32 protein-coding genes are annotated in these 25,382 nt (G+C 60.5%); 18 read left to right on the top strand and 14 right to left on the bottom strand.

Translation table 11 applies throughout. The annotated features are described in order from the left end of the window. Nucleotides 1-213: 213 nt before the first annotated feature. The 3 genes from leuD to leuC all read right to left on the bottom strand — a co-directional run bounded on the left by leuD (nt 214) and on the right by leuC (nt 3,343). A complete protein-coding gene (gene leuD / locus ACP15S_RS14220) occupies nt 214-819 on the bottom strand; it encodes a 3-isopropylmalate dehydratase small subunit (protein ID WP_425040299.1) in 606 nt (201 codons plus the stop codon). A gap of 176 nt (nt 820-995) precedes the next feature. Continuing rightward, nucleotides 996-1,715, bottom strand: coding sequence for a VPLPA-CTERM sorting domain-containing protein (locus ACP15S_RS14215; protein ID WP_425040298.1), 720 nt, complete (start codon nt 1,713-1,715; stop codon nt 996-998). 224 nt (nt 1,716-1,939) lie between these two features. Then, complete coding sequence (gene leuC / locus ACP15S_RS14210; protein ID WP_425040297.1) at nt 1,940-3,343, bottom strand: 3-isopropylmalate dehydratase large subunit; 1,404 nt, start codon at nt 3,341-3,343, stop codon at nt 1,940-1,942. Between the two features lie 267 nt (nt 3,344-3,610). Here leuC and ACP15S_RS14205 point away from each other — a divergent pair, with 267 nt between their 5' ends. From ACP15S_RS14205 to ACP15S_RS14190, 4 genes are all read left to right on the top strand, one after another. Continuing rightward, on the top strand, nt 3,611-3,754 hold the full coding sequence (locus ACP15S_RS14205) for a hypothetical protein (protein WP_425040296.1): 144 nt from the start codon (nt 3,611-3,613) through the stop codon (nt 3,752-3,754). Between the two features lie 110 nt (nt 3,755-3,864). Beyond that, entirely contained in the window at nt 3,865-4,266 is a 402-nt protein-coding gene (gene rsfS, locus ACP15S_RS14200; RefSeq protein ID WP_425040295.1) for a ribosome silencing factor, read from the top strand. A 7-nt stretch (nt 4,267-4,273) separates the two neighbouring features. Further along, nucleotides 4,274-4,744, top strand: coding sequence for a 23S rRNA (pseudouridine(1915)-N(3))-methyltransferase RlmH (gene rlmH / locus ACP15S_RS14195; protein ID WP_425040294.1), 471 nt, complete (start codon nt 4,274-4,276; stop codon nt 4,742-4,744). Between the two features lie 360 nt (nt 4,745-5,104). Further along, nucleotides 5,105-6,145, top strand: a complete 1,041-nt coding sequence (locus tag ACP15S_RS14190; RefSeq protein ID WP_425040293.1) for a TRAP transporter substrate-binding protein — start codon at nt 5,105-5,107, stop codon at nt 6,143-6,145. A gap of 99 nt (nt 6,146-6,244) precedes the next feature. On the opposite strand, the gene rsmD is transcribed toward ACP15S_RS14190, so the two are convergent. Both rsmD and ACP15S_RS14180 read right to left on the bottom strand, forming a co-directional pair. Then, the gene (rsmD, locus tag ACP15S_RS14185) at nt 6,245-6,802 is read right to left on the bottom strand and encodes a 16S rRNA (guanine(966)-N(2))-methyltransferase RsmD (RefSeq protein ID WP_425040292.1); all 558 of its coding nucleotides are present in this window, start codon (nt 6,800-6,802) and stop codon (nt 6,245-6,247) included. After that, nucleotides 6,799-8,004: an NAD(P)/FAD-dependent oxidoreductase gene (locus ACP15S_RS14180; RefSeq protein ID WP_425040910.1), complete on the bottom strand. Its 1,206-nt coding sequence runs from the start codon at nt 8,002-8,004 to the stop codon at nt 6,799-6,801. Before ACP15S_RS14180 ends, rsmD begins: the two co-directional genes overlap by 4 nt. An 83-nt stretch (nt 8,005-8,087) precedes the next feature. On the opposite strand from ACP15S_RS14180, the gene ACP15S_RS14175 reads away from it, so the two are divergent. Further along, nucleotides 8,088-8,576: a peroxiredoxin gene (locus ACP15S_RS14175; RefSeq protein WP_425040291.1), complete on the top strand. Its 489-nt coding sequence runs from the start codon at nt 8,088-8,090 to the stop codon at nt 8,574-8,576. 39 nt (nt 8,577-8,615) lie between these two features. Here the strand turns inward: ACP15S_RS14175 and ACP15S_RS14170 are convergent, their stop codons facing one another. Genes ACP15S_RS14170 through ACP15S_RS14160 form a run of 3 tightly spaced genes read right to left on the bottom strand, consistent with a single transcriptional unit; the run spans nt 8,616 to nt 12,778 of the window. Beyond that, nucleotides 8,616-9,512: an inositol monophosphatase family protein gene (locus ACP15S_RS14170; RefSeq protein WP_425040290.1), complete on the bottom strand. Its 897-nt coding sequence runs from the start codon at nt 9,510-9,512 to the stop codon at nt 8,616-8,618. A 57-nt stretch (nt 9,513-9,569) separates the two neighbouring features. Then, on the bottom strand, nt 9,570-12,086 hold the full coding sequence (locus ACP15S_RS14165) for an ABC transporter permease (RefSeq protein ID WP_425040289.1): 2,517 nt from the start codon (nt 12,084-12,086) through the stop codon (nt 9,570-9,572). Beyond that, complete coding sequence (locus ACP15S_RS14160; RefSeq protein WP_425040288.1) at nt 12,083-12,778, bottom strand: ABC transporter ATP-binding protein; 696 nt, start codon at nt 12,776-12,778, stop codon at nt 12,083-12,085. The genes ACP15S_RS14165 and ACP15S_RS14160 overlap by 4 nt, the downstream gene beginning before the upstream one ends. A gap of 15 nt (nt 12,779-12,793) precedes the next feature. Between ACP15S_RS14160 and ACP15S_RS14155 the strand changes: the two genes are divergently transcribed. After that, nucleotides 12,794-13,474: an arylesterase gene (locus ACP15S_RS14155; protein WP_425040287.1), complete on the top strand. Its 681-nt coding sequence runs from the start codon at nt 12,794-12,796 to the stop codon at nt 13,472-13,474. Nucleotides 13,475-13,486: 12 nt separating this feature from the next. Here the strand turns inward: ACP15S_RS14155 and ACP15S_RS14150 are convergent, their stop codons facing one another. Next, nucleotides 13,487-14,662, bottom strand: a complete 1,176-nt coding sequence (locus tag ACP15S_RS14150) for an NAD(P)/FAD-dependent oxidoreductase (protein WP_425040286.1) — start codon at nt 14,660-14,662, stop codon at nt 13,487-13,489. A 67-nt stretch (nt 14,663-14,729) separates the two neighbouring features. Between ACP15S_RS14150 and ACP15S_RS14145 the strand changes: the two genes are divergently transcribed. Then, on the top strand, nt 14,730-14,993 hold the full coding sequence (locus ACP15S_RS14145) for a hypothetical protein (RefSeq protein WP_425040285.1): 264 nt from the start codon (nt 14,730-14,732) through the stop codon (nt 14,991-14,993). Nucleotides 14,994-15,037: 44 nt separating this feature from the next. Here ACP15S_RS14145 and ACP15S_RS14140 read toward each other — a convergent pair whose 3' ends face one another. Further along, entirely contained in the window at nt 15,038-15,586 is a 549-nt protein-coding gene (locus ACP15S_RS14140; RefSeq protein WP_425040284.1) for a L,D-transpeptidase, read from the bottom strand. 104 nt (nt 15,587-15,690) lie between these two features. Continuing rightward, a complete protein-coding gene (locus ACP15S_RS14135; protein ID WP_425040283.1) occupies nt 15,691-15,897 on the bottom strand; it encodes a hypothetical protein in 207 nt (68 codons plus the stop codon). A 364-nt stretch (nt 15,898-16,261) separates the two neighbouring features. Between ACP15S_RS14135 and ACP15S_RS14130 the strand changes: the two genes are divergently transcribed. From ACP15S_RS14130 to ACP15S_RS14105, 6 genes are all read left to right on the top strand, one after another. Next, nucleotides 16,262-16,948, top strand: coding sequence for a hypothetical protein (locus ACP15S_RS14130; protein ID WP_425040282.1), 687 nt, complete (start codon nt 16,262-16,264; stop codon nt 16,946-16,948). Nucleotides 16,949-17,084: 136 nt separating this feature from the next. Beyond that, nucleotides 17,085-17,555, top strand: a complete 471-nt coding sequence (gene greA / locus ACP15S_RS14125) for a transcription elongation factor GreA (protein ID WP_425040909.1) — start codon at nt 17,085-17,087, stop codon at nt 17,553-17,555. Nucleotides 17,556-17,566: 11 nt separating this feature from the next. After that, entirely contained in the window at nt 17,567-18,580 is a 1,014-nt protein-coding gene (locus ACP15S_RS14120; RefSeq protein ID WP_425040281.1) for a hypothetical protein, read from the top strand. Between the two features lie 10 nt (nt 18,581-18,590). Next, nucleotides 18,591-19,049 (top strand): DUF6173 family protein, encoded by a 459-nt coding sequence (locus ACP15S_RS14115; RefSeq protein ID WP_425040280.1) that lies wholly within the window; start codon nt 18,591-18,593, stop codon nt 19,047-19,049. Between the two features lie 82 nt (nt 19,050-19,131). After that, nucleotides 19,132-19,266, top strand: coding sequence for an aa3-type cytochrome c oxidase subunit IV (locus tag ACP15S_RS14110; RefSeq protein ID WP_425040279.1), 135 nt, complete (start codon nt 19,132-19,134; stop codon nt 19,264-19,266). 4 nt (nt 19,267-19,270) lie between these two features. After that, entirely contained in the window at nt 19,271-19,891 is a 621-nt protein-coding gene (locus tag ACP15S_RS14105) for a hypothetical protein (protein WP_425040278.1), read from the top strand. On the opposite strand, the gene ACP15S_RS14100 is transcribed toward ACP15S_RS14105, so the two are convergent. Then, a complete protein-coding gene (locus ACP15S_RS14100) occupies nt 19,880-20,206 on the bottom strand; it encodes an AzlD domain-containing protein (RefSeq protein WP_425040277.1) in 327 nt (108 codons plus the stop codon). The two genes, ACP15S_RS14105 and ACP15S_RS14100, sit on opposite strands and share 12 nt — an antisense overlap. After that, a complete protein-coding gene (locus ACP15S_RS14095; protein ID WP_425040276.1) occupies nt 20,203-20,904 on the bottom strand; it encodes an AzlC family ABC transporter permease in 702 nt (233 codons plus the stop codon). The genes ACP15S_RS14100 and ACP15S_RS14095 overlap by 4 nt, the downstream gene beginning before the upstream one ends. A gap of 66 nt (nt 20,905-20,970) precedes the next feature. Between ACP15S_RS14095 and ACP15S_RS14090 the strand changes: the two genes are divergently transcribed. Genes ACP15S_RS14090 through glp form a run of 5 tightly spaced genes read left to right on the top strand, consistent with a single transcriptional unit; the run spans nt 20,971 to nt 25,067 of the window. Further along, a complete protein-coding gene (locus ACP15S_RS14090) occupies nt 20,971-21,828 on the top strand; it encodes a formate dehydrogenase accessory sulfurtransferase FdhD (protein ID WP_425040275.1) in 858 nt (285 codons plus the stop codon). Beyond that, a complete protein-coding gene (mobA, locus tag ACP15S_RS14085; protein WP_425040274.1) occupies nt 21,825-22,460 on the top strand; it encodes a molybdenum cofactor guanylyltransferase MobA in 636 nt (211 codons plus the stop codon). Before ACP15S_RS14090 ends, mobA begins: the two co-directional genes overlap by 4 nt. Then, nucleotides 22,457-22,948, top strand: coding sequence for a molybdopterin-guanine dinucleotide biosynthesis protein B (mobB, locus tag ACP15S_RS14080; protein ID WP_425040273.1), 492 nt, complete (start codon nt 22,457-22,459; stop codon nt 22,946-22,948). The genes mobA and mobB overlap by 4 nt, the downstream gene beginning before the upstream one ends. Nucleotides 22,949-22,968: 20 nt before the next feature. Further along, the gene (locus tag ACP15S_RS14075; RefSeq protein ID WP_425040272.1) at nt 22,969-23,814 is read left to right on the top strand and encodes a molybdopterin guanine dinucleotide synthesis; all 846 of its coding nucleotides are present in this window, start codon (nt 22,969-22,971) and stop codon (nt 23,812-23,814) included. Further along, a complete protein-coding gene (glp, locus tag ACP15S_RS14070; protein ID WP_425040271.1) occupies nt 23,811-25,067 on the top strand; it encodes a gephyrin-like molybdotransferase Glp in 1,257 nt (418 codons plus the stop codon). Before ACP15S_RS14075 ends, glp begins: the two co-directional genes overlap by 4 nt. 8 nt (nt 25,068-25,075) lie before the next feature. Here glp and ACP15S_RS14065 read toward each other — a convergent pair whose 3' ends face one another. Continuing rightward, entirely contained in the window at nt 25,076-25,378 is a 303-nt protein-coding gene (locus tag ACP15S_RS14065; RefSeq protein WP_425040270.1) for a 4a-hydroxytetrahydrobiopterin dehydratase, read from the bottom strand. Between the last annotated feature and the right edge of the window lie 4 nt (nt 25,379-25,382).

Here is a 25,382-nt window from a genome sequence, read left to right as displayed (position 1 = left end):
GCCATTGTGTTGCCGCATTTCGTTATTCCCCTCAACAACAGGGTTAACAAAACCTTACCGGTTGGGCGTTTTGAGGGAGAGACTGGTGCCTCAATGCATCAATGCAGAGGCAAAAAAATGGCATTTCACGAGAAAACACAATATCTTGTGGTGGCAGGGTACACCACCACAAGTTTACCTTAAGGAAAGATTAATTTCTGGTGAAAATCACCGTCACACCCAGGGGCGCGATTGGGCTGCCTGAGTCTCAAACGTATCGATTGCACTGGCTTTTGAGAGCGTTTGACCGATGTCATCGAGGCCTTCCAGAAGACAGTGCTTCTTGAAGGGGTCGATCTCGAAGGAGAACACCTCACCATCCGAGCTGGTCACGCTCTGGGCTTCCAGATCAACGATGATGCGCGCGTTGGAGCCTTTCTCGGCATCCTTCATCAGAATATCCACGACCTCTTGCGGCATCACGATCGGCAACATGCCGTTCTTGAAGCAGTTGTTGTAGAAGATGTCCGCGAAAGAGGTCGAGATCACAACCTTGATACCGAAATCCGCAAGCGCCCATGGCGCATGCTCGCGCGAGGAACCGCAGCCGAAGTTATCGCCCGCCACGATGATCGAGGCTTCGCGATAGGCCTCTTTGTTGAGCACGAAATCGGGGATTTCATTGCCATCATCATCAAAACGCATCTCATCGAACAGATGCACGCCAAGACCGGAGCGCTTGATCGTTTTGAGGAACTGTTTGGGGATGATCATATCTGTGTCGATATTCACCAATGGCATCGGTGCTGCGATCCCGGTGAGTGTTTCGAATTTTTCCATGAGCCATCTCCTCGGCGGATGTGTCTTTTTGCTGCGCGGCTTATCTCAGATACTGCGCCGGGGGCCAAGACCCGGGCCAGCGAAAAAACCGATCAGGAAAACGTGTCGCGCAAAAGAAAACCGGCCGCCTGAGGGGCGACCGGTCCATTTCGGGCATGTCCGATGGTGGGTGTGGATCAGCTGGTCTTGCGGCGCTTGAGCGCAGCGAAACCTGCAAGACCGCCCAGAAGCAGGAAGCCAGCGGCAGGAAGCGGCACAGGCGCCACGACAGCTGTCACGAGGTTCTGGCTGAAGTCACGGCCGAAATCGCCGTCGCTTTCCAGATATACCAGGGAATACTTGTCACCCACTGACGAGGACGAAATCGCGCTCGCCGCGGCGGCCAGCATGCTGTTTGCCATTCCAACGCTGCCTGCGCTTGTCGCGGTGAAATCACCGGAGGTCAGGCTCATCAGGCTATCCGTTTCGAACGCAGCTTCCCACACGGCCAACTGCCACGCGGCGGCCTCGTCGCCGTCGGTGATATCGACACTGTCGTAGGATGTGTTGAACAGCGCTGTCAGGCGCATCTGAGCTGCAGCTGTCAGGCCTGTGCTGTTTGAGAACGGTGTCGATGTGACCTCGTACTCATGCGTGTCGCCAACACCAATCAGCGTATGCTCAATATCGACGCACCAGGCGACAAACTCTTGCTCGAGCTCGTCGATCTCGTCGTTGACGTCGATCATACGGAAGCCACTGGCCCCGACCCGGTCGGTCAGACCCATGGACGTCGATACGATATCGGCTGTTTCCAGAGTGGCTGTGAAGCCATCCATCTCCAGAAGCGCGGCACTGGCAGGAGCCGCGATGAGAGTCGTTGCTGCAATCGCAGCAATATACGAAATGTGTTTCATTATGTTCCCCGAACTTAAAATGCACCGCCACCGGAATGTGTCTAAACTTTAACAGATTATGACCGCATCTGTCACAATTTTTGGTCAAATTGTGTCAGATACATCTTTAGGTTGTGCGAAATATGCCACGGCCCGCTTTACGGGGATCGCGCCGTGGCTAATGTTGCGAACAATGCGCCCGCAGCGAACGAATTGTTTCCTGCTTTTGACCCAAAGTCAGCGAATCAAAGGACTTCGCGCACATCCGTGAGCTTGCCGCTGACCGCCGCTGCCGCTGCCATGGCGGGCGACATGAGGTGTGTGCGGCCGCCTCGGCCCTGACGGCCTTCGAAGTTCCGGTTGGACGTGGCCGCGCAGCGTTCGCCCGGCGCCAGTTGATCCGGGTTCATCGCAAGACACATCGAACAACCCGCGAGGCGCCACTCAAATCCGGCCTCCTTGAAGACATCCGCGAGACCCTCTTCTTCGGCCTGCGCCCGGACCAGACCGGAGCCAGGGACAACCATCGCGCGTTTCACGGCAATCTTCTTGCCGCGCAGAATATCCGCCGCCGCGCGCAGGTCTTCGATGCGACCGTTGGTGCATGAGCCGATAAAGACCGTGTCAATCTCGATGTCAGACAGTTTCTGCCCCGGTGTCAGGCCCATATATTCTAGGGAGCGCTTGACCGCCTCGACCTTGCCACCCTCGAAATTGTCTGGTGCAGGCACAACATCCGTGATGGGCAGCACATCTTCGGGCGAGGTGCCCCAGGTTACAACCGGAGCGATATCTTCGCCGCGGATCGTGATGACCTTGTCCCAATGGGCATCATCGTCGGAATAGAGCGTCTTCCACCACGCAAGCGCCGCCTCCCATTGCGCGCCCTTGGGCGCGTGGGGCCGGCCTTTGACATATTCATAGGTCACTTCATCGGGCGCAATCAGACCGGCGCGCGCGCCACCCTCAATGGCCATGTTGCAGACCGTCATCCGGCCTTCCATGGAGAGCGAGCGGATCGCCTCGCCGCAATATTCGATGACATAGCCCGTGCCGCCCGCGGTCCCGGTCTCGCCGATGACAGAGAGCGTAATGTCCTTGGCCGTCACGCCGGGGCGCAGCTGCCCGGTGATCTCGACCTTCATGTTCTTGGACTTCTTCTGGATCAACGTCTGCGTGGCCAGAACGTGCTCCACCTCGGACGTCCCGATCCCGTGGGCCAGCGCCCCAAAGGCGCCATGGGTCGCGGTATGGCTGTCGCCGCACACGACGGTCATGCCGGGCAGCGTCCAGCCCTGTTCCGGGCCCACGATATGCACAATCCCCTGACGCACATCGGTCACGGGGTAATAGTGAATGCCAAATTCCTTGGCATTGCTATCAAGCGCGGCCACCTGAATGGCGCTGTCCTCGGTCATGTTCTCCGGGTTCTCGCGCCCGGGCGTTGTCGGCACGTTGTGATCAGGCACGGCAATCGTTTTCTCCGGCGCGCGCACCTTGCGACCCGCCATGCGCAGCCCCTCAAAGGCCTGCGGGCTCGTCACCTCATGCACGAGGTGGCGGTCGATATAGAGCAGGCAGGTGCCGTCTTCCGCTTCATGCGCAACATGCGCGTCCCAGATTTTGTCGTAGAGCGTCTTGGGGGACATGGCTTGGTCCTCTCCCGGTTCGAAAAGTGAATAACGTCAGATCATCGCGCAAAGTGCACGTTATAGGTGGGCCAGCACGGCGCAGCGCGCTCCGTAAAATCGCTCCCGCAAGCGCGCGCGATCAGATCTGTTGACCAGCATTTGCATGCCCGGCGGCATAGCGCGCAACCGGGCCTCGCGCAAGAGGATGCAAAATCGCACGGGCCAATGTGATCCACCTGGCGAACCCTTGCGTAGGTAACAATAAGCGAACAGGGGTGTTTGACCATGCTGAGTAAGTTTTCAGTAATTTATATGTTTTTGTCCGGCATTATCGTCGTCTCGGCTCTGGCCGTACACGCCGATGCGCGCGGCGCAGATGAAGGCGCCGGCCTGCTGAGCCAAACCATCGAAGTGCTGGCCCCGAGCTGACCGCCATCGCAGCCAATTGAAAAACCTCCCGACCACTGTTACCTTGAGCACGTCCAGGCACCGGGACTCAGCGGTGTGTTTGCAAGGAGGACAGAACTCTGTCTCTTTCCATGGATGCGGCGCATTCCGCCGCGCATGAGGGGGCCAAGATGGCCCAAGCCCAGGATGTCAGCAGCGAGACGCTGCGCGATCTCATCCTAACCTCCCTTGACGAAAACAAGGCCGAAGACGTCGTGCAGATCGATCTGCGCGGGAAAAGCTCGATGGGTGACTATATGGTCATCGCCTCGGGGCGTTCCTCGCGTCAGGTTGGCGCCATGGCTGAAAAGCTCGTCGCCACGCTGAAAGCGGATCTCGGACGGCTGTCGCGGGTTGAAGGGAAGGATACGGGCGATTGGGTCCTCATCGATACGGGCGATGTCATCGTGCATCTCTTCCGGCCGGAAGTGCGCGATTTCTACCAGCTCGAAAAGATGTGGCTCCCCGGGGACGCACAACCGCCCAGCGCCTGACCCGGTCATGCAGCTGAGCATTTGTGCGGTTGGCAGGCTCCGCAAGGGGCCTGAGAAAGACTTGCTTGACGATTATGTGCTGCGCGCCACGCGCACGGGGCGAGGCCTGGGCCTTGGTCCCCTGTCTGTCGTGGAAGTGGAAGATCGCAAAAGCGCGGGCATGGCAGGCGAAGCGCCGCTGCTGCGCCGCGCGATCCCGGATGGCGCCGTGCGTGTGATGCTGGATGAACGCGGTACTGTGCTCTCCTCGCCGGACTTTGCCCAGAAGCTCGCCACATGGCGCGATCAGGGCCGCAGCCATGCCGCTTTCGTCATCGGCGGCGCCGACGGTATCGCGCCGGATTTGCGCGCGGAGGCGGACCTCTCGGTGAGCTTTGGTAAAATGGTCTGGCCACATATGCTCGTGCGCGTGATGCTGGCCGAACAGATCTACCGCGCAACCTCGATCCTCGCAGGCAGCCCCTATCATCGCGTGTAACCGAACGAAGTCAGCCCCAGGGGTGGCGTGCACAGCCTGCGTTCGGCAGCGCTTGATGCCAACCAAGTCATCGCACCGGTATTTCGACGCAGGCAGCTCCACCAAAAAGCCAGCCCCCGGGTGGGGCTGACTTTGTTCGGCGGCCTTCGGCCTTTGCTCCGAACAGGGCTCTCAAAAGCAGGGGAAAAATATCAAAACCTCCCCCCAATCCCTGTTTCAACCAACACATTCAACACATTGCGAAACTCTGAGATCTCACGTCACGCACCCAAAACTTGCGACCCATTTGCAACTACCCCCCAGACCCCATACATCACCTCTGTGCTGCAATGCAGCGTCACGACCAAAGGAGGTCCTCCCATGACCCTCTTCAAATCCGCCACCCTCGTGGCCGCCCTCCTTACAACACCCGCCATGGCCGAACCGATCACGCTGAACTTCCAGCATTTCGTCTCGCCCAATTCCGCGAACCCGAAACACTTTATCGAGCCCTGGGCCAAAGCGGTCGAAGAGGCCTCCGGCGGCGCGCTGAAAATCAACATCTTCCCCTTCATGCAGCTGGGCGGCGCCGCGCCCGCGCAATACGATCTGATCGCAGATGGCGTCATTGATGGCGGTTGGGTCATTCCCGGCTACCAGCCGGGCCGCTTCCCGGAAGCCGAGACCATGGAGCTGCCCTTCATGGTCACCAAATCTGCTGAGGAAGCCAGCGTCGCCGCCTGGCATTTCACGCAGGAATATCTGGCCGATGACTTTGCCGATGTGCATCTGATCGCAGCCCATATGCATGGCCCCGGCCTTGTGCACAAAACCGGCGCTGCCATCGAGGACATCACCGATTTCGCAGGCCTCAAGCTGCGCGGCCCCTCACGGCCCGCGACCCTGTTGCTGAACAAGCTCGGCGCCACGCCTGTGGGCATGCCGGTGCCTGCGTTCCCCGAGGCGCTCGCGCGCGGCGTGGTCGATGGTGGCGTGATCACATGGGAGATGTCGCCCTCGCTCAAACTCGATGAGCTGACCGACAGCCACACGGATGTGGCCGGTGACCGCTCGCTCTACAATCTCTTCTTCATCTGGGCGATGAACCGCGAGGTCTACGAGGGCCTGCCCGAGGATCTGCGCAAGGTGATCGACGATCACTCCGGCCTTATGGCTTCGCAATGGGCCGGACGCGCCCATGACATCGGCGACCGCGACGGCCGCGCTGCCATGGACGAGGCCGGCAATGAAATCGCGGAGATCAGCCCTGAGGTTGCGGCTCAGATCAAGGCGCTGGGCGATGAGGTGATCGCGGATTGGGTTGTCGAGATGGATGCCAAGGGCTTCGATGGCGCGGCCCTTCTGAAGGCAGCGCGTGGCCATGTCGATGCCGCGCAAGGGCCTGTGGCCGACGTCAACTAGACGTCACATCACGCCGTTGCGCAGTGACCGTGCGCTGCTCGTGGTCCCGGCGGGGGGTATTTGTACGATTTGAGACCCAAATCGCACAAATACCCCCCGTCAAACGCGGCCCATGAGTGAAATAGTGGTATCTCCATACCGCCGCACATCCAGCAGTTCGAAACCTTCCGGCGGGCTTTGTTGCGCGTTTTCTTCCCAGACAACCAAAACATCCTCCGCCACCCAATTCTGTAGCGCCGCAGCCTTCAGAGCCGCCGCACCAAGGCCCTTGCCATAAGGTGGATCGAGGAAAACAAGACGCGCCGGAGCGGTCGTGTTGAGCGGGAGTCTTGTGGCGTCCCTGGAGATGATCCGCGTCTCGTCAGATACATTCAAGAGATTGATATTGCTCTGTAAAATACGCTGCGCCTTGCGGCCGCTTTCAACAAAAGTGACGCTGTCATTGCCCCGCGAGATGGCCTCCAGACCCAGCGCGCCGGTGCCCGCAAAAAGATCCAGTACCGCCCCCTCGAAAGGGTCCCCGAACCGCCCGCCGCCCAGCATATTGAAAAGCGCCTCGCGCACCCGGTCCGTCGTCGGGCGCAAATGCGCGGCAGGGTCGCCTTTGCCAAGCGGCGTCAACGCCCGACCGCGAAAGCGCCCCGCGACAATTCTCATTGCCGCATCAATGCCTTAAGCTCGGCTTCTGGCCCGGTTACCTGTGCGTCCGTGGGCGATTTCCCCATCTCGATCAACCGCTTTCCGATCATGTACCCTCGCGGGTCATTCATCGCATCCACCGCCAGCAAATCCTCCCCCCGGAAGTACCAAAAGGAGACCGCATTGTCCCCCTGTCGCGTCACGATCCGATCATATCCGGTATTGAGTCCGGCAATCTGCAACTTGACGTCATATTGATCCGACCAGAACCAAGGTTTGGCGGTATAGCTCTCACCTGCCCCCAACATATTGCGTGCGACAAGCTCTGCCTGATCAATGGCATGGGGCACGGATTCGAGCCTGATCCGCGTGTCATGGTAGGGAAAAGAGGCGCAATCTCCCGCCGCCCAGATCGCCGGATCAGACGTGCGCCCCTGCGCATCCACTTTGACCCCATTGTCGATCTCCAGCCCCGCCGCCTCAGCCAACCCCGTCGCAGGGGCAATGCCGATCCCGGCGATCACCAGATCGACCTCCATCTCGGAGCCATCGCTCAGACGCGCGCCGGAGACATGGCCGTCTCCCAAAAGTCTATCCAAACCAATGCCTTCGCGGATATCCACCCCGTGCGAACGGTGCAAATCGCGGAAGAAATCGGAGGTCTGGGGGGCTGCCACGCGTTGCAAAATCCGCTCGGACATCTCCACCAGCGTGACTTGCATACCCTTCTTTGCCGCCACAGCGGCGGCCTCCAGACCGATATAGCCACCACCCACGATCAGCGCCCGCTTGCCCTCGACAACACCGGGCGCCATCGCATCAACATCCGCAAGATCGCGGACCACAAAGACGCCCTGCAAATCGCCACCAATTGCGGCTGGCAAACGCCTCGGGACTGAGCCCGTGGTGAGCGCCAACTGGTCATAGGCCAAGTCTTCCGCCCCGATCCGGATCGTTTTGGCGGACCGGTCAATCTCGTCGACATATGTGCTCAAACGCAGGTCAATCCCTTGATCTGCATAGAAACTTTCGGGGCGCAGATAGAGCCGCTCGAGAGACATGTCGCCTAGAAGATAGGCCTTCGACAAGGGTGGCCTCTGGTAGGGTGGAACAGACTCCGCACCGATGAGCGTGATGGCGCCATCAAACCCGTCCGCCCGAAGTTTGGCCGTCAGGGAGGACCCCGCCTGTCCGGCTCCAATCACCACGATATGAGACATCATCTTGCCTTTCCGTTGGCTCTCTTGCCCGAACAACCCTATATCTGCCGAAGGTACAACATCAAACAACAGGTGGGAAATCCATGGCTATCCAACAAGGCGACATGCTACCCGACGCAAGCTTCACGCAAATGGGCGCGGACGGGCCGGAAGCAGTTGATCTCGCAAGCAAAACCAAGGGCCGCAAAGTTGTGATTTTCGCGGTGCCCGGTGCCTACACCGGCGTATGCACCACGGCCCATGTTCCGAGCTTCATCCGCACCAAGGAGCAGTTTGCTGCGAAAGGCGTGGATGAAATCATCTGTGTCTCTGTAAACGATCCCTTTGTCATGCAGGCCTGGGGCGAGAGCACCGGCGCCACGGCTGCGGGCATTGCCATGCTGGGTGACGCGGAAAGCGCCTTCACTACAGCCGTTGGCATGGATTTCACGGCCCCGCCCGCCGGGCTGATCTCACGCTCGAAGCGCTACGCAATGCTGGTCAATGACGGCAAGGTCGAGATCCTGCATGTCGAGGACAGCCCCGGAGAATGCGGCATCGCTGCGGGCGAAGGCCTCTTGGACGCGATGTAAAAAAGAACGGCCCCGGAGCGAAAGCGCAGGGGCCGCCTGTCACGCCTCGGTTGTCGCGTCCTGCGACTGAGGCACAAGATCGATCTCGATCAGCTTTTGAGCGACACTCTCCCAAACGTCCTTGCAGGACGCGCTGAGCAGATATCCTTCGCGCACCGCCGCCGAATAGTCGGACCCATCCAGCATCGCCGCATGTCCTCCGGCCTGCTGACAAAGTACAACGCCTGCGGCATGGTCCCACGGCGTTTGCTGCGACGACAGAACGAAATCCACGTGGCCTTGCGCCAACAAGCGATACTCATGCGCTGAACACCGCAGCGAGCCGGCCATTGCCAATTCCGGGTATAGTGCTGCGACCTTGGGCTGCGCTTCTTTGTCCATATGTTTCAAATGGATATAGCCAAGCAGATCCCCAAAGGCTTTCGGTGCAGCGGTCGAGACCTTCCGCGGCGCGCCAGACGCAGGCAGGAACGCAGCAGCATGGTCTTCATCTGCCCAGATCACGTCGTCGCCCAAAGGATCATAAATCAAGCCAAGCACAGGCTTTCCAAAGCGGCACACCGCAACCATCGTACCGAACGTGGCGAGCCCTTTCGCAAAGTTCCACGTTCCGTCGACAGGATCGATGAGGAAACACATCTCGGCCTCGGCAATACCGTCGCGCAGCTTGGGATTGCCCTCTGCGGCTTCTTCTCCAACGATCAACGCGGACGGAAAGCTCATCTGCAGCCCACGCGTGATCATGGCCTCTGCGGCTTTGTCCGCAGCGGTCACCAGATCCAGCGCCCCGGACTTGGTTTCGATATCCAACATGTCAATCTTCCGAAAACGCGGCAGGATTTCCGCGCGTGCCGCACGGCGCACGAGATTGAGAAGCTGGGATTTCTGAGCCTTGGTCAAAGGAGAGGGAATGGGCATTGGCAATTGGTCAGTCATGTATCATCTCCGGCAATTTGCCCCTGCCTTGACAGATTCTGCAGCTCTGCAACAGCCCTATTCCTTGGTGCGCAAGACACCGGCTGGCCGCGCCGCAAGGGGGCGCCAGGCAAACAGCAGACCCGCCAACAGCGTCGCAAGGACACCCCCCGTGACCACAGCAAGCGCATTTGGCCAGATCACTGCGAACTCCGTCTCCATCACAAAGGTCGAGACCGCCCATCCCCCCAGAATGCCTGCGAACAACGCCACGAGCGCCGCTGCCCCCCCAAGCAGGGCCGCACGCAAGGCAAAGCTGCGCAAAATGCGACCCCGGCTTGCGCCCAGCGTTTTCAAGACAGCCGCCTCATAGGTACGCGCGCGCTCGCCCGCCGCGGCGGCCCCGATCAGGACAAGAAAGCCTGTCAGCAAGGTCGCGCCCGCGCCATAGGATGTCGCGGCGGCAATCCCCGCGAGAAGGTCGGAGACACGGTCAATCGCATCACGGACGCGGATTGCGGTTATGTTGGGAAACTGGCTGGCCAAATCGCGCAAAATCGCCGTCTCGGCGCTTTCTTCGGCATAAACCGTCGCGATGAACGTATGTGGGGCGGCTTGCAAGGCAGAGGGATTCATCGTCATGATGAAGCCGATCCCGGCTGTCGAGAAATCAACTTCCCGGAAACTTGCGATCGTCGCCGTGATGTCGCGCCCGAGGATGTTGACGGTGATCTCATCGCCCAGAAGCAGGCCCATTTCTTCGGCCTCTTCTGCCGCAAAGGAGAGAAGCGGCGGGCCGGTGTAGTCCTCGGGCCACCATGTGCCGGATGTCAGCCGCGTGCGCTCCGGAACTGAGGTGGCATAGGTCAAGCCTCGGTCACCCTCCAGCACCCAATGAGCGCCGGCCACCTCAGAGGCAGGCTGGCCATTGATCCGCGTGATGATGCCCCGCAGCATCGGCGCAGAATCGACACGCGAGACGCCCGGATCCCTGTCCAAACGCTCTGAAAACCCCGGCATCTGATCCTTCTGGATATCCACGAAGAAGTAAGACGGGGCGACTTCGGGCAGATCACGTGCAATGGCGGAGCGCAGGTTGCCATCGATCTGCCCTACCGCCGCGAGAACGGAAAGGCCGAGCCCGAGCGACAAGACCACAGAGGCCGCCCCTTCGCGCGGCCCCGAGATCGCCGCCAGAGACCACCGCAGCGTGGGCTTGCCGCGGGCGCGACGCGTCAGGCGGGCGGCCGCTTTTCGGATCAACCAGGCCGCCGCAGCGAGGATGACGAGCGCGCCGCCAATGCCGAGCGCTGTCCAAAGGGTTAGCATCGCGCGTTCCGAGAAGACCGCTGCTGCGCCGACAAGCGCGATCACCAGCACCGCTGTTGCAAACACGAAGCGCCATGCCGGCAGGACGCGCGCAGAAGAAAGCGCGTCTCGAAAGAGCGTCGCGGCGCGCACCTCTTCCGTCCGGGCAAGCGGCCAGAGTGTAAAGATCAATGCAGTAAGCACGCCGTACAAGGCCGCCTCACCCAATGGCGCGGGATGGATGCGAAAGACCGCAGGTACGGGCAATCGCGCCTCAAGCAAAGGCGAAAGCACGATGGGCACGAGCGCGCCGAGCGCGAGGCCCAGAATGATCCCAGCGAGGCTCAGAATACCGATTTGAATGAAATAGGTCTGAAAGATCACGGCACGCGAGGCCCCCAAGGTCCGCAACGTGGCAATGACCGATGTCTTGCCCGCCAGATAGGCCCGCACCGCTGCGGACACACCAATGCCACCGACAGCCAGACCCGAGAGCCCGACCAGCACGAGAAAGGCACCCAACCGCTCCACAAATTGCGCGACCCCTGGCGCTCCATTGCGCGCATCGCGCCACCGCAGGCCAGTCTCTTCAAACCGCTCAAGAGCATGCGTACGCGCGGCATCGAGATCGGTCTCTGGCGGCATGAGCAACCTGTAGGAGCTGTCAAAAAGCGTGCCATCGCCCAACAGCCCAGAGGCCTCCAGCGCCTGCGTGCGGACGATGGTCCGAGGACCAAGGCCAAAGCCGCCACCCGCACTGTCCGGCTCAGAGACAAGAACCGCGCTGAGAACAAAGCTCTGCCTGCCCAGTTGAAAAGTATCCCCTGCCGCAAGCCCCATACGATCGGCCAGTACGCGCTCCATCACGGCGCCGGGCAGACCGTTGCGCCCGGCCATGGCCTCGGCAAAAGGCATCGCGGGATCAAGGACAACCTCGCCCATCAAAGGATAGGCCTCATCCACGGATTTGACCTGCGTCAGCCCGCGTTCCTGATCGACCACAACCATGGAACGGAAATCTGCAATCTCGGAGACGGCGAGGGCCTGATCCTCCAGCCAACTCCGCTCCTCCTCAGAGGCGAACCGATAGGTAAACGAGGCTTCCGCATCGCCCCCCAGAAGAACAGCACCCTGCTCCGACAGCCCCGCCTGAATCGCTGATCGCACGGACCCTACGGCTGCAATCGCGGCCACCCCAAGTACCAGACACGCCAGAAAGATACGGAAGCCCTTGAGCCCGCCGCGTAATTCCCGGCGGGCAAACCGCGCCGCGATGGAGAGGCTCATTCCGCAGCCTCTGCATGCGCCGCGCGATCCACGCGTCCATCACGCAACCGCACAACACGATCACAGCGATCCGCCAAGGCATGGGAATGGGTCACAAGAACAAGCGTCGCGCCATGTCGGTCCCTGAGGCCAAACAGCAGATCCATGATTGCCGCGCCATTGGCCCCATCGAGATTGCCGGTCGGCTCGTCAGCGAGCAGAATATCCGGGCGCGTCACAGAGGCACGCGCGAGCGCAACGCGCTGCTGTTCGCCACCAGACATTTGCGCCGGATAATGGTTTTCACGGTGACTCAGCCCAACGGCATCCAGCTCTGCCGCAGCGCGCTCGAACGCGCCACGATCCCCCGCGAGTTCCAGCGGTGTGGCCACGTTCTCCAGTGCCGTCATCGTCGGAATGAGATGGAAGCTTTGAAAGACCACCCCCATGTGATCGCGTCGGAACCGGGCGAGCGCGTCCTCATCCATGGCCGTGAGATCGCGCGTCAAAGCGGTGATCTCGCCACCCGTGGCCCGCTCCAGCCCACCCATGACCATCAGAAGAGAGGATTTCCCCGAGCCCGACGGCCCGATCAACCCCAGCGTCTCGCCACGCCTGACCTGAAGCGTGATCCCATGCAGGATATCCACCCGACCGGCATTGCCATCGAGCGCGAGATGCACATCTTTAAGCGAGAGGACAGGCTCTGACATGAAAGGACCTATGGCATGTTGCACAAGGTGACATATGGGCGTCGGGCGGCGCGGGCCAAGGCAGGTGGCGTTATTTTTAGCTGTTTTCTGCTGGCCGCTGGGCCGGTCTTGGCGGAGGAGCGCATCGATATTCTCGCCTTGGGCGACAGCCTCACCCAAGGATACGGCCTCCTGGAGATGAATGGGTTTGTGCCGCAACTGCGTCGTTGGCTCGAAGATCAGGGTACACCTGCGCGGGTCGTAAACGCGGGCGTGTCCGGCGATACGACAGCAGGCGGCTTTGCCCGCGTTGAATGGTCTCTTACGCCAGAAATCGATGCGATGATTGTTGCTTTGGGCGGCAATGACCTTCTGCGCGGCATTGCCCCAGAGGTGGCCCGCGCCAATCTGGAAGGCATCCTCAAAGTGGCGCAGGCCAATGACATTGATGTTTTACTGGTGGGGATGCAGGCACCGGGCAATTATGGGCCGGATTACAAAGCGGCCTTTGATGCGATGTATCCGGAATTGGCCCAGGCCTACGGTGCGGATTACGCACCATCGTTTTTTGAAGGCCTTCAGAGCGAAGGCCAAACACTGCGTGATGTCGCGGACTTCATGCAGCCCGATGGCATCCATCCCAACGCAGATGGGGTCGCGCGGATTGTGGACGCCCTCGGGCCGCGCGTGCAGGGCCTGATGGCGCGGATCGACTGACGCGGAGCGCCTTCAAGCGTTGGGTTTTGGGCGCGCGCGCCAGAATACGCGCTTCAGATAGGACGGAAGGCGCTTGAGCAACTTGGCGGTCAACGTGTGATATTCGATCTCACCGCCGAGCAGACGCATGTAATCGTGGCGCAATGTTCCTGACCTGCGAAACGCGCGGATGAACCCTTCGCGGAAGGGTCCCCAGTAAATGATCAGCCGCACCAGATTGGCCTGCGTGATCGCTGATGTGATGGGCCGCAAGCGATGGCGGTAGATCCTGAGCGCCATGTCGGGCTCGCGGCGTTTGATGGCCTCATGCGCCGATTGCGCAGCGATCTGGCCGGATTTCATCGCATAGGCAATGCCTTCGCCCGTGACAGGATCGACAAGCCAGGCGGCATCGCCCGCCAGCAGCGTGGCACCCCGGCCCGGCCGCTTGCGCGCGCGTCCAAAAGGCAGATAGGCGCCTTTGACTTTCAATTCACGCGGCGCGCCCAGCTCGGCCACATAGTCAGACATTATACGCTTCATATCCGGGTTTTTTGACAAGACGCCACCGACGCCGACCGTATGACTTCCGCTTTTTGGGAAGGACCAGCCATACCCCCACACTGCCTGCCCGAAATCGATGCGCAATGGGGTATCGGCCGCAACGGGCGGAGCTTCGATCTCGAGACCAAAACCCACGTTCTCGGGATCGAAAGCGCGCCCGAACAGGCTGCGCGCTGTTATCGAGCTAATCCCGTCAGCCCCAATCAGAACGCTTGCTTCAAGAACATCGCCATTGCTCAAAACGATCCGCTGCTCCGCCGCATCGATCTCCGCGATACGCTGGCCCGTATAGTTCTCTGCGCCCGCATCCAGCGCATGCGACGTCAGAAGTGCATCCAGATCGAGCCGCATCGTCAAGTAGATGGGGGGAATATCCGGGATGACACCCAGCTCCTGCCCGAAGGCGTGGAATGTGACCGCATCTTTTCGATCAAATTGTTGCGGAATATCGCGCTCGAAGACCTCGCAGTAGTAGCGCGCGGCGCGGCCAGTAAACCCGCCGCCACATAATTTATCTCTCGGAAACAGAGCCTTATCGACCAATGCAACACGGAGACCAAGACGCGCGGCCGTATAGGCCGCTGACGCCCCCGCGGGGCCTGCGCCGATGACAATGATATCGAAAGCTCTTGTTTCTTGGCTCATTCGGCCCATCTAGCACCCCAGTGGATGTTAAACCACCGACATTTGCCAGTACTCGGGAGCCAAATTCATGGACGGAAGCCAAGCCCTGTTCGCGGACGTGCGCGACGCGGAAGAAGCGGCGCGACAAGCTGCGGTGCACAAGCGCGCAATGGACTCAATTCGCGCTGAAAAAGCGCGTCAGGAGAGAAATGGCTACCTTGTGATGTCCGCCATGACATCGTCGGAAAGTATTGCCGACAGCCCGGTCATGAAGCTGGTGCACATGTTCCTGATTGGGTTCGCAATGGTGATGCCCATCATCGCGATCTGGGCAATCGCGCTTGGCGGGTAACCCCTAAGGGTTTCCAGCCAAACGCAAACCGCCAGCCAGTTCGCTTACAGAACAGTGACCTTCGTGCCGCGCGGCACACGGTCATAGAGGTCAACCACGTGATCGTTGAGCATGCGGATACAGCCGTTCGATGCGGCTTGTCCGATTGAGCGCGGCGCTGTGGTCCCGTGAATACGGTAGTAGGTGTCGCGCCCGTTCTGGAACAGGTAGAGCGCGCGTGCGCCCAACGGGTTGCCCGGCCCACCCGGCTGGACGTAGTCGTTGTCAACAAACTTTGCGTAGGCGCGCGGATCACGTTCGATCATTTCATTGGTCGGGCGCCATGTCGGCCATTCCTTCTTGACCTGAATGATCGCTTCCCCCTGAAAATCGAGCCCGGCCTGCCCCACACCGACGCCATACCGCAATGCGCGGCCCGGTTGGTCAATGAAATACAGGAAGCGCGCGCGTGGCAGCACAAGGATCTGCTGCGCTGCGACGGCAGGATCCATCGCCACGTATTGCGGCTCCAGGATCGGATCGAGTTTGAAGGCAAAGGCTGGCGTAGCAAGTGTGGCAGCTGCGGAGGCCAGGAAAGTACGACGCGAATTCATTATATAGTCCCCAGTTAACGTGACATGGCTGAGGGTAGCTTAGCAATCGTTAGCAATTGATTGGAGTCAGGAAACCGTGAGGTCCTCAACCCGTCGCACAAGTGTCACATCATCGCCGCGCTGGAAGGCGAGAGAAATGATGCGGGCTCTGGGCGCAGATAGCTTGCCACCGCCCCGACCAAGCCGCCAATCAGACCGCCGGACATGTAGATTGCGAAGGCCACGAGGAGGCTGGTTCCCAGAGCGGCCCAGGCAAATACCGCTGTGATTGTGCCAAGTACCGCACCTGCAATCATCATAACCAGAACCATATCATCTCTCCTTGGCGATCTGTCTGTCCCCGAGCGGGACACCACCTAAGTCTTGGGATCACGCGGCAAAGCTGTGTTCGAATTGTGGCGAGAATGTGCCGGAAAGACTCAACTCGACTGAACTTGTTCACAACGTCTCACCACCTTCGCGTGGATCATCGATGCCTTCAGCTTGTCTTCACAACAGTTTCGGAAACATGAACACAAAGGACGAATTGATCGATCAGAGGCTCGAAGTTTTCGGAGCGTTTGACACAAATCCAACCGCTTGGCCCGTTTCAACGAGCCTCGTCAGCTTGCAGACGCGAGACACACTGGAACGCATCCAGCTCTCATGGCATAGCCCTGTCAGGACCGGAGACGCATGATGCCCAACCTGACGCAAAGATCTTTCCGGCGCGACGCGGGCGATCGCGCTGTGCTTTGGATCAGACCTGCCCTGATTGATCATCACTTCGGGACGAAATGGCCGGTCGGGAAAGCGCGCATCGCGCAGTTGAACAGATGGCTGCCCAAACCGATCGTCAATGCCATGCGCCCCGGGCTCAAGAAACGAGAGCCTTTTATCATCCCGGCCGCCCATTTTGCAAAGCGCACACCGATCACACAGGAAGCGCGGTATAAACTCCTGAAGGATTTCATCTCGAAAGGGGACGCCATCCACGACACGCAATGGCACGCGAAACTGACCGAGGAATTACATACCCAAGGCGTCGCCCGCCACAAAGACATCGCCATGCGCAGCACAGCCGAGATCGAGGCCTTCCTGCGAGAGTATGTCGGAGGGCTTGTCACATCTCTGCGCACAACGGGGTTTTCGCGAGATGTCTCAAGCTTTGAATCGATGGTCGTGGTGAACGCGGACGGCACGCTCAGCAAGACCGGGTCGGGCAATCACCGGTTCGCCATCGCGCATATCCTTCAGCTGGAGCGCTACCCCGTTGTTCTGGCCGGTGCGCATGAAGACTGGTGGCGCGCGCAGAACCTTGGCGCGCCGCAGACTGATCGCATCCTCTCCTGCCTGCCAGCCTTGCAAGACCGCTACAGCTAAGGCGCAAAAGCGCGCCCGGGCCCCAAACACAGGCCCGCCCCCTTGAACGTCAGGCTTGCAAAGGGCACATTCACCTTCGATGGAAGCGAACCCAGCCGCCGCCCAGATCGGGCAGGCGGCAAATTTGGTGGTAGATATGGATAAAATTCCGATGACCCGCGCAGGCTTCACTGCGCTTGAGACAGAGCTCAAACAGCTCAAGAGCGAAGAGCGCCCGGCCATCATCAAAGCCATTGCGGAAGCCCGCGAACACGGCGACCTCTCGGAGAATGCCGAATATCACTCCGCGCGCGAGAAACAATCCTTCATCGAAGGGCGCATCAAAGAGCTCGAAGGGGTGATCGGTCTTGCCGAAGTCATTGATCCGAGCAAGCTCTCCGGCACCATCAAGTTCGGCGCGACCGTGACCCTCGTGGATGAGGACACGGACGAAGAAAAGACCTGGCAGATCGTGGGCGAACACGAGGCCAGCGTGGAGGCCGGTCTGCTCAACATCAAAAGCCCGATTGCGCGGTCATTGATTGGCAAGGACGAAGGCGACAGTGTCGAAGTGCGCACCCCCGGGGGCACCAAGAGCTATGAAGTTCTCGAGATCAAATACCTCTGAGGCACATGCACATGTCTGACGACGCGAAGTCCACGTCCAGCGCACGCCCCACCCCGCCGGGCCTATACGACCGGGCGGATGCGGGCGGCTTCGGGCAATCCGAGGCCGTGGCCGCGCTCATGTCGGTTGTCTGGTTGCTGTTGTGCGTCCTGTTTTTCCTGTTTCTCAAACCTGCCGGTGAGAGCGGGCTGGTCTTTGTCATGACCGCTATGGTCGTTTTTTTTCCCATCGCCATGATCTGGGTCGCCGCCTCGGCAACGCGCGCATCCCGGGTCATGCGGGAGGAAAGCGCCCGGCTTCAATCCGCGATCGACGCCATTCGCAAAGCCTACATCGCGCAGAACCAGCGCGGCGCAACCGAGCCTTCGATCACGCGCAAGCTTGATGAAATCGCGGCAACAACGCGCAAAGCCGAAGCGGCCCTGGCCGTCTTCACCTCATCGCGCCAAACCACCGCGGCACCGCAAGTCCAGGCCGTGCAGCCTGCAGAAACGGAAACGGGCGACGACCAGCCCGCGCTGGCCCTCGGCACCAATGTTGAAGAGCTGGCGCCGCCGCTGCCTTCGGAAGACTTCATCCGCGCCCTCAATTTCCCCGAAACCGCAGAAGACACCCAGGGCTTTGCGGCCCTGCGCCGCGCGCTCAAGGACAGGCCCACCGCACAACTTGTGCAAGCCAGCCAGGATGTTTTGACCCTGATGAGCCAGGACGGCATCTACATGGACGACCTGCGCCCCGATCTGGCGCGCACAGAGATCTGGCGCGCCTTTGCCTCTGGTACACGCGGGCGCGCCATCGCGGCACTTGGCGGCGTTCGGGATCGTACGTCGCTCGCTCTGGCGCATGGACGCATGAAGCAGGACCCGATCTTCCGGGATGCCGCCCATCACTTCCTGCGCATTTTCGACAAAGTCTTCGCAGAATTTGCCGAGCGTGCCAGCGATGGTGAGATTCAGGCGTTCGCCACCACGCGCACCTCCCGCGCCTTCATGCTGCTGGGGCGGATCGCGGGCACTTTTGACTGAAAGGCACAGTATGGACGACCGGATCGAGACATCTGCGGAAATCGCAGAAGCCGCGGGCCTCCCCCGCAGGCTTGATGCCCATACCGAAGAGGCGGACACCACCCCTGCGCCGACGGCCGTGACGGACAAACCCGTGGAACGCAAGAGCCCCGCCGAATGGGCCTATGAGCGACTTATCCTTTATATTCAGAAGTTTGAGGAAACGCTGGATAGCGAGCATGAAGTTGCCATGGGCTTTGCCGGCGGCGATGCCGGTGTCATGCGCATCGAAGGCATGGGTTATTTCGATCCGGACATCATCACCTTCTACGGCGCGGACCCCACAGGCGCGCGGACGCAGTTGGTCCAGCATGTGAGCCAGCTGAATGTCCTGTTGCGCGCCTTGCCAAAAACAACTCCGGAAGTCGCCCCAAGGCGCATTGGATTTGCCCTCGCCAAACGCCTCGAAGAAGAGGGAAAAGCGACATAATCGCGCGGCCCTGCCCCGTGACAGGCTGAGCAAGGTGCGCTAGAGACATCATCCAAGGGAACCAGCAGAGGGAATGCGCGACATGTCTGAGCACAAACATGGCGAGATGGACATCTCCGTTCAGGAAAAAACGTTCAACGGCTTCATCAACTTCACCATCAAATCGGTTGTCGTGATTTTGATCGCCGTAGTGCTTCTCGCACTCATCGGCGCCTGATCCGATGCGGGCCGGGTGGGCAAAGCTTTCCATCGTCCTCCTGGGCCTCGGTGTATTGGCGGGCTGCGCCACGGACACGCGCTATGACGATCCGGCCAAGATCGCTGCGGCGCGGTATGTGCATGACGGCCCCCCGGCGCTTGAACTCTATACCATGATCAATGCGCGCAGCGGTGCGGGCGCGCATACGTCGTTGTTGATCAACGGGTCCGAACGGATCATCTTTGATCCCGCAGGATCCGTATCATTCTCGAGCGTGCCGGAACGTGCGGATGTTCTGTTTGGTGTGACCCCCGAGGTCAAACGCGCCTATGCTTCGGCCCACGCGCGCTCAACCTTCTATGTCACAATCCAGCGAATCGAAGTCTCGCGCGACGTGGCGCAGCAGGCCTTGCAACTTGCTGTGAACAATGGCGCGGTCTCGCAAGCCTATTGTGCCAATGCAACGTCCAGCCTGCTTGCAAAATTGCCCGGGTTCGAAGGCATCAAGACGACGTTCTACCCACAGAACCTCCGCGCGCAATTCGCCGCCATTCCCGGTGTGACCGAGCGCGTCCTGCGCGAGAACGATGAAGATGACAAAACCATCGCCATCCAGCGCCTCGAACGGCAGTTAGCCCAATAAATAGAGCCCCGCGTAAAGCGTGATCCCGCCGCTCAGGATGGCGAGGATGATGTTGCGCGTCCAAAGCCCCACAAGCAGCGTGACGGCCGCTGCAGCCAGACGCGCGGGGTCAGGCGTCCCATCAGTCGCTGCAGGCCAGACGACCATCGGCGCCACAAGAGCCGGGATCACGGCTACAGCCGTGTAGCGCAAATGGCGGATCACCCATTCGGGCAAGGGCTTGTCGCCGATCAGCCCTAGAAAAGAAAACCGCAGCAGAAATGTGCCAATGGCCAGCCCGATGATAATGATCCAGAGGTCGGGAAAGGTGCTCATGCCAGCCCCCGCCGTTCCGCTTCCGCACCAGCCATCATGCCGATCATTCCGCCCACGATCAGGCCAAGGTTATAGGGCAACCACGCAAACGCCAGCGCGGACAGGATTGCCGCCCCTGCCGCAATGAGATGCGCGCGCGTGCGCAACATCGGTGCGACAACCGCCAAGAATGTAATCGGTACGGCAAAATCAAGCGCCAGCCAGTCTGGAATGGATTGGCCCACCAATGCGCCCAAAAGCGTCATGGACCACCAAAGCGGAACCACAACCCAGGTACAGCCCCAATAAAACGCCTTATGTTCACGCAAAGGCCGCCCGGGTTCATCCTCAAAGCGATTGGCCGTCAGAGCGTAGGGTTGATCCACCATGAAATAGGCCACAAGGGCACGTTCCCAAAACGGCAGTGGCCCCATATGCGGGACCAGCGAGGCGGAGTACATCGCCATGCGCATATTCACCGCGAGCGCCGAGATAATCACAATGACCGTAGGCGCATTTTCCTGCATGAGCCCAAGCGCCGTGAACTGTGCCGCCCCGGCAATCACCACGAGCGAAAAGGTCATCGTCTCGAAGAGGCTCAGGCCCGCTTCTGTCGCAACGAGACCAAAGAGCATCGAGAAGGGAATGATCACGATCGCAAAGGGCATCGCCGCGCGCACGCCGCGCCAGAATTCGCGTCTTGGGCTGGTGGAAGACATGAGTTTTTTCTAAGGTGCATTTCCGAGAGTTACTCAGACCCGTAGCCACAGAGACAGCCCAACGCAATGCTCATCGCGCCCAATCCCTCGCTCGCTCGTCTGACCCGGCGCGTGACTGGTTTCGACCATGACGGAAACCCACAGGACATCAGCGTCGTAGAAGAACGTCCGTTGACGATCTTCCTGAACAGCCGCGAGATCGTGACGGCCATGACAATTGGGGACTACCCCGGATATCTGGCCATCGGCTTCCTGCGCAATCAGGGCATGTTGCGCGACGAAGATGAGATCACGCAAGTCGTCTATGATGAGGAGCTGGAAACCGTTGTCGTTCGCACGGCGGTTGAGACGAGCCACGAGGAAAAGCTGAAAAAGAAAACGCGGACATCCGGCTGCGCCGTCGGAACGGTTTTCGGCGATATGATGGAGGGGCTCGAAGGGCTGAGCCTGCCTGCGGCTGAGCTGCGCACGTCATGGCTTTACGAGCTGTCCCGCCAGATCAATCAGACACCGTCCCTCTACCTTGAGGCGGGCGCGATCCACGGCACCGTCTTGTGCAAGGGCGCGACACCGCTGGTCTATATGGAAGACGTCGGGCGCCACAATGCGGTCGACAAGATCGCCGGCTGGATGCTCTCGGAGAAAGCGGAAGCGGCAGATAAAATCCTCTACACCACGGGCAGGCTGACCTCCGAAATGGTGATCAAGACCGCCCTCATGGGCATTCCAGTTCTCGCCTCCCGCTCAGGATTTACCGCTTGGGGCGTTGAAATCGCGCGCGAGGTTGGGCTGACGCTGATTGGCCGCATGCGCGGAAAACGCTTTGTCTGTCTGGCGGGCGAAGAGCGCCTGACATGGGATGCCGATCTCTCGCAGATCGCGGACGAGCCGCGCAAGATGGGCCGCAAAGGGGCGCAGGCATGAAGCACCCGTTGGGCGTGATCCTTGCCGGTGGCCGCGCGACGCGTATGGGTGGCGGAGACAAGGGCCTCTTGCCCCTAGGCAACAAACCCATCCTGACCCATGTGATCGAGCGGTTTGAACCCCAGGTCGCAGCACTCGCGCTCAACGCCAATGGTGATCCCGCGCGGTTCTCGAGCTTTGGTCTGCCGGTGCTGCCTGACAGTATCGTGGATTTCCCAGGCCCGCTGGCCGGTGTTCTGGCGGGGCTTGATTGGGCGGCGGAGCAAGGCGCGGATTGCATCGTGACAGCCGCCTCGGACACACCGTTCTTCCCCTGCGATCTCGTGCCTCGACTGTTGCTGAGCGCGGAAGGCCAAGATCATCCCCTCGTGCTTGCGGCAACGCCTCGGGGGCTTGAGAAAACGAAGTCGATGTCCCGCTCCGGCCTCATTCGCCACCCGACCTTTGGCCTCTGGCCCACGGCTTTGCGCGACGATCTGCGCGCGGCACTCCAAGACGGCATTTCCAAGGTCGTGATCTGGACAGAAAAACACGGTGGGCGGGAAGCCCTGTTTCCGACCGAGGCCGGGGATCCCTTCTTCAACGTCAACACGCCCGAAGATCTCATCCGGGCAGAGGAGCTTCTGGCATGAATGTCTTTGGTGTGACGGGGTGGAAGAACTCCGGCAAGACAGGGCTCATGGAGCGGCTTGTGGCCGACATCACCGGCCGGGGCTATTCCGTCTCGACCATCAAACACGCCCATCACGCGTTTGACGTCGATCACCCGGGCAAGGACAGCTATCGCCACCGGGCAGCCGGCGCGTCGGAAGTTGTGCTCGCCTCAAGGAAGCGGGTCGCCGTTATGCGCGAACTGCGCGGTCAGGACGAGCCCTCGCTGGACAGCCTTCTTGCCGCCATGCACCCCGTCGATCTTGTTCTGGTTGAGGGATATAAACGGGATCGCCACCCAAAGATCGAAGCGCACAGGCAAGAGACCGGCCAGCCGCTGATTGCCACAGATGACGACACGATCCGCGCCATTGCATCAAACGCCGCGCCGGATGTCTCCCAACCGGTCTTCGATCTGGACGATACCAAGGCGATTGCAGATTTCATTTTGGCGGAGTTGAACCTCTGATCTTCGATCAGGTGATCGCTGTGGATTGGTCTGCACGGTCCGCGCCCTCTCCGCGCGCGCCAACCAAAGATGCGATTTTCATCTGTTCTGGACGGCCCGGCGCCATCGAAGACCCCATCTACTGCCGCACACGCGACGATGCGATGGCGCTGCTTCGCGCGCAGATTGATGCAGCGCTCGCACGTGACAAACGTCTGTGTATCGGGTTCGATTTTGCCTTTGGCTATCCTCGCGGCTTTGCCCAGCACCTGACCGGACAGGCGGATGCCCCAGCGGTCTGGCAATGGCTGGCAGAGCATATTGAGGATGATAGCCGGAACGCCAATAACCGATTTGAGGTGGCCAACAAGATCAACGCGCGCTTTCCCGGCGTTGGCCCATTCTGGGGCCACCCTTCGGGACGAGGCTTCGCGCATTTGCCCGAGCGCGGCACTCTGCGGCACAGCCATGGCATGCCCGAACGCCGCGCGATTGAAACCTGCGTGGGAACGGCCCAACCCTGCTGGAAACTCTTCACGACCGGATCTGTTGGATCTCAATCCCTCCTCGGCCTGCCCCGCATCGCGGCCCTGCGCGCGCAATACGGCGAAAACATCGCCGTTTGGCCCATGGATACAGGCTGGCGCGCGCCACATGCGGCCATCTCGCTGGTTGAGATCTACCCAAGTTTCATGACCCCGAAAGACCAGAGCCTCAGCGAAGGTGAGATCCTCGACGCGGCACAGGTGCGCTGGGTCGTCCAAGCCATTCTTGCGGCGCAGGAGGCGGGCCAATTGCACAAGTGGTTCGCCGGGAACGGCTGCGCTGAGACAGCGCGGGAAGAGGGCTGGATTTTTGGCGTGACGCCGGACAAGGTACCATCATGATCAAGCCACCGCCCCTTCGAAACGATTGCTTTGCCCTGCCGCCCGGCGTCACCTGGACGCCGGTCGATGAGGCGCTGGACCTACTGCGCGCGCGGTTGCATACCGTGGTCAGCGCCACCTCCGGTCCTTTGAACGCGGCGCTGGGGCGCGTTTTGGCCGAGGACGCGATTGCCGTGCGCTCCAACCCGCCTCATCCCAACAGCGCCGTTGATGGCTATGGCTTTCTGGGCGGCATCCCTGACGGTGAAACACGCATCATGCCTCTATGCGAAGGCCGCGCCGCTGCCGGCGTTCCCTTTGACGGCAAGGTTCCGCAAGGCTCTGCTCTGCGCATTTTGACGGGTGCGCCGATCCCTGGCGGGGTCGATACGGTGGTTCTGGAAGAAGACGTGACCCGTGAGGGCAACGAAATTGCGCTGCGAGGGCCTCTGAAACAGGGCGCCAACACGCGCAAGGCCGGAGAAGATGTCCGCGCGGGCGAGGTCGCACTCAAACAAGGGACGAAAATCGGCGCGCCCGAGATCGCTTTGCTCTCCGCTGTGGGTGTTCAGGATGTGATAACCTTTGCGCCGCTGCGTGTGGCCATCGTGTCGACGGGCGATGAGCTGGTAGACGCGGGACAGGCCGCGGCGCCGGGCCAAATCGGCGATGCCAACCGCCCCATGCTGAGTGCGATTGTAAAAAGCTGGGGATACGAGGTCGTCGATCTCGGCATCCAGCCTGACGACCCGGCCACGATCCGCGCGGCGCTGGACCGAGGCGCCCGCGAGGCAGATGTCATCCTGACATCGGGGGGCGCGTCCGCTGGGGACGAAGACCATATTTCCGCCCTGCTGCGCGAAAGTGGCCATATGCAATCCTGGCGCATCGCGATCAAACCGGGCCGACCGTTGGCGCTTGCCCTTTGGAACGATGTTCCTGTTTTCGGTCTGCCGGGGAACCCGGTCGCCGCGATGGTCTGCACACTCGTCTTTGCGCGTCCGGCGCTCGCTTCGCTGTCCGGGATGCAATGGCAAGCGCCGCAGGGATTTCAGGTCCCCGCCAATTTCACGAAATCGAAGAAGCCCGGGCGCCGAGAGTTTTTGCGCGCCCGTATCCGCGACGGCGCCGTGGACGTCTTCAAATCCGAAGGCTCCGGCAGAATCTCAGGCCTCGCCTGGGCCGATGGGCTGGCAGAGCTGCCGGACGGCGCGCTTGAGGTACAACCGGGCGCGCGTGTCACCTATTACCCGTGGGGCAGCTTTGGTCTCTGATCCTCCGCCTACTCTGCTCCGGCCAATTGCTCCATCTTGCGCGCCAGCTTTGCATCCAACGCAGACAGGCCGCCCACATCATGGGTCGTCAGAGTGACCTTGACCGTTTTGTATACGTTGAACCACTCGGGATGGTGGTTCCACTTCTCGGCATAGATCGCAACCTGGGTCATCCAGCCAAAAGCCTCGATGAAATTCGCAAAGACAAAGTCTTTTCTGATGGCGTCCCGTTCTGCATCGTGGCTCCAACCACTGGCCAACAAGGGCTCAAGCAAGGTCTCCCGGCCTGTATCAGAGAGCTTTTCCGTCATGTCT

This window comes from Primorskyibacter sp. S187A (assembly GCF_049800955.1).
In the GTDB taxonomy this organism is placed as follows: Bacteria; Pseudomonadota; Alphaproteobacteria; order Rhodobacterales; family Rhodobacteraceae; genus JAKVBH01.
Note: the sequence above shows the minus strand (reverse complement) of the source record. Positions and strands in the feature narration are given on the sequence as shown.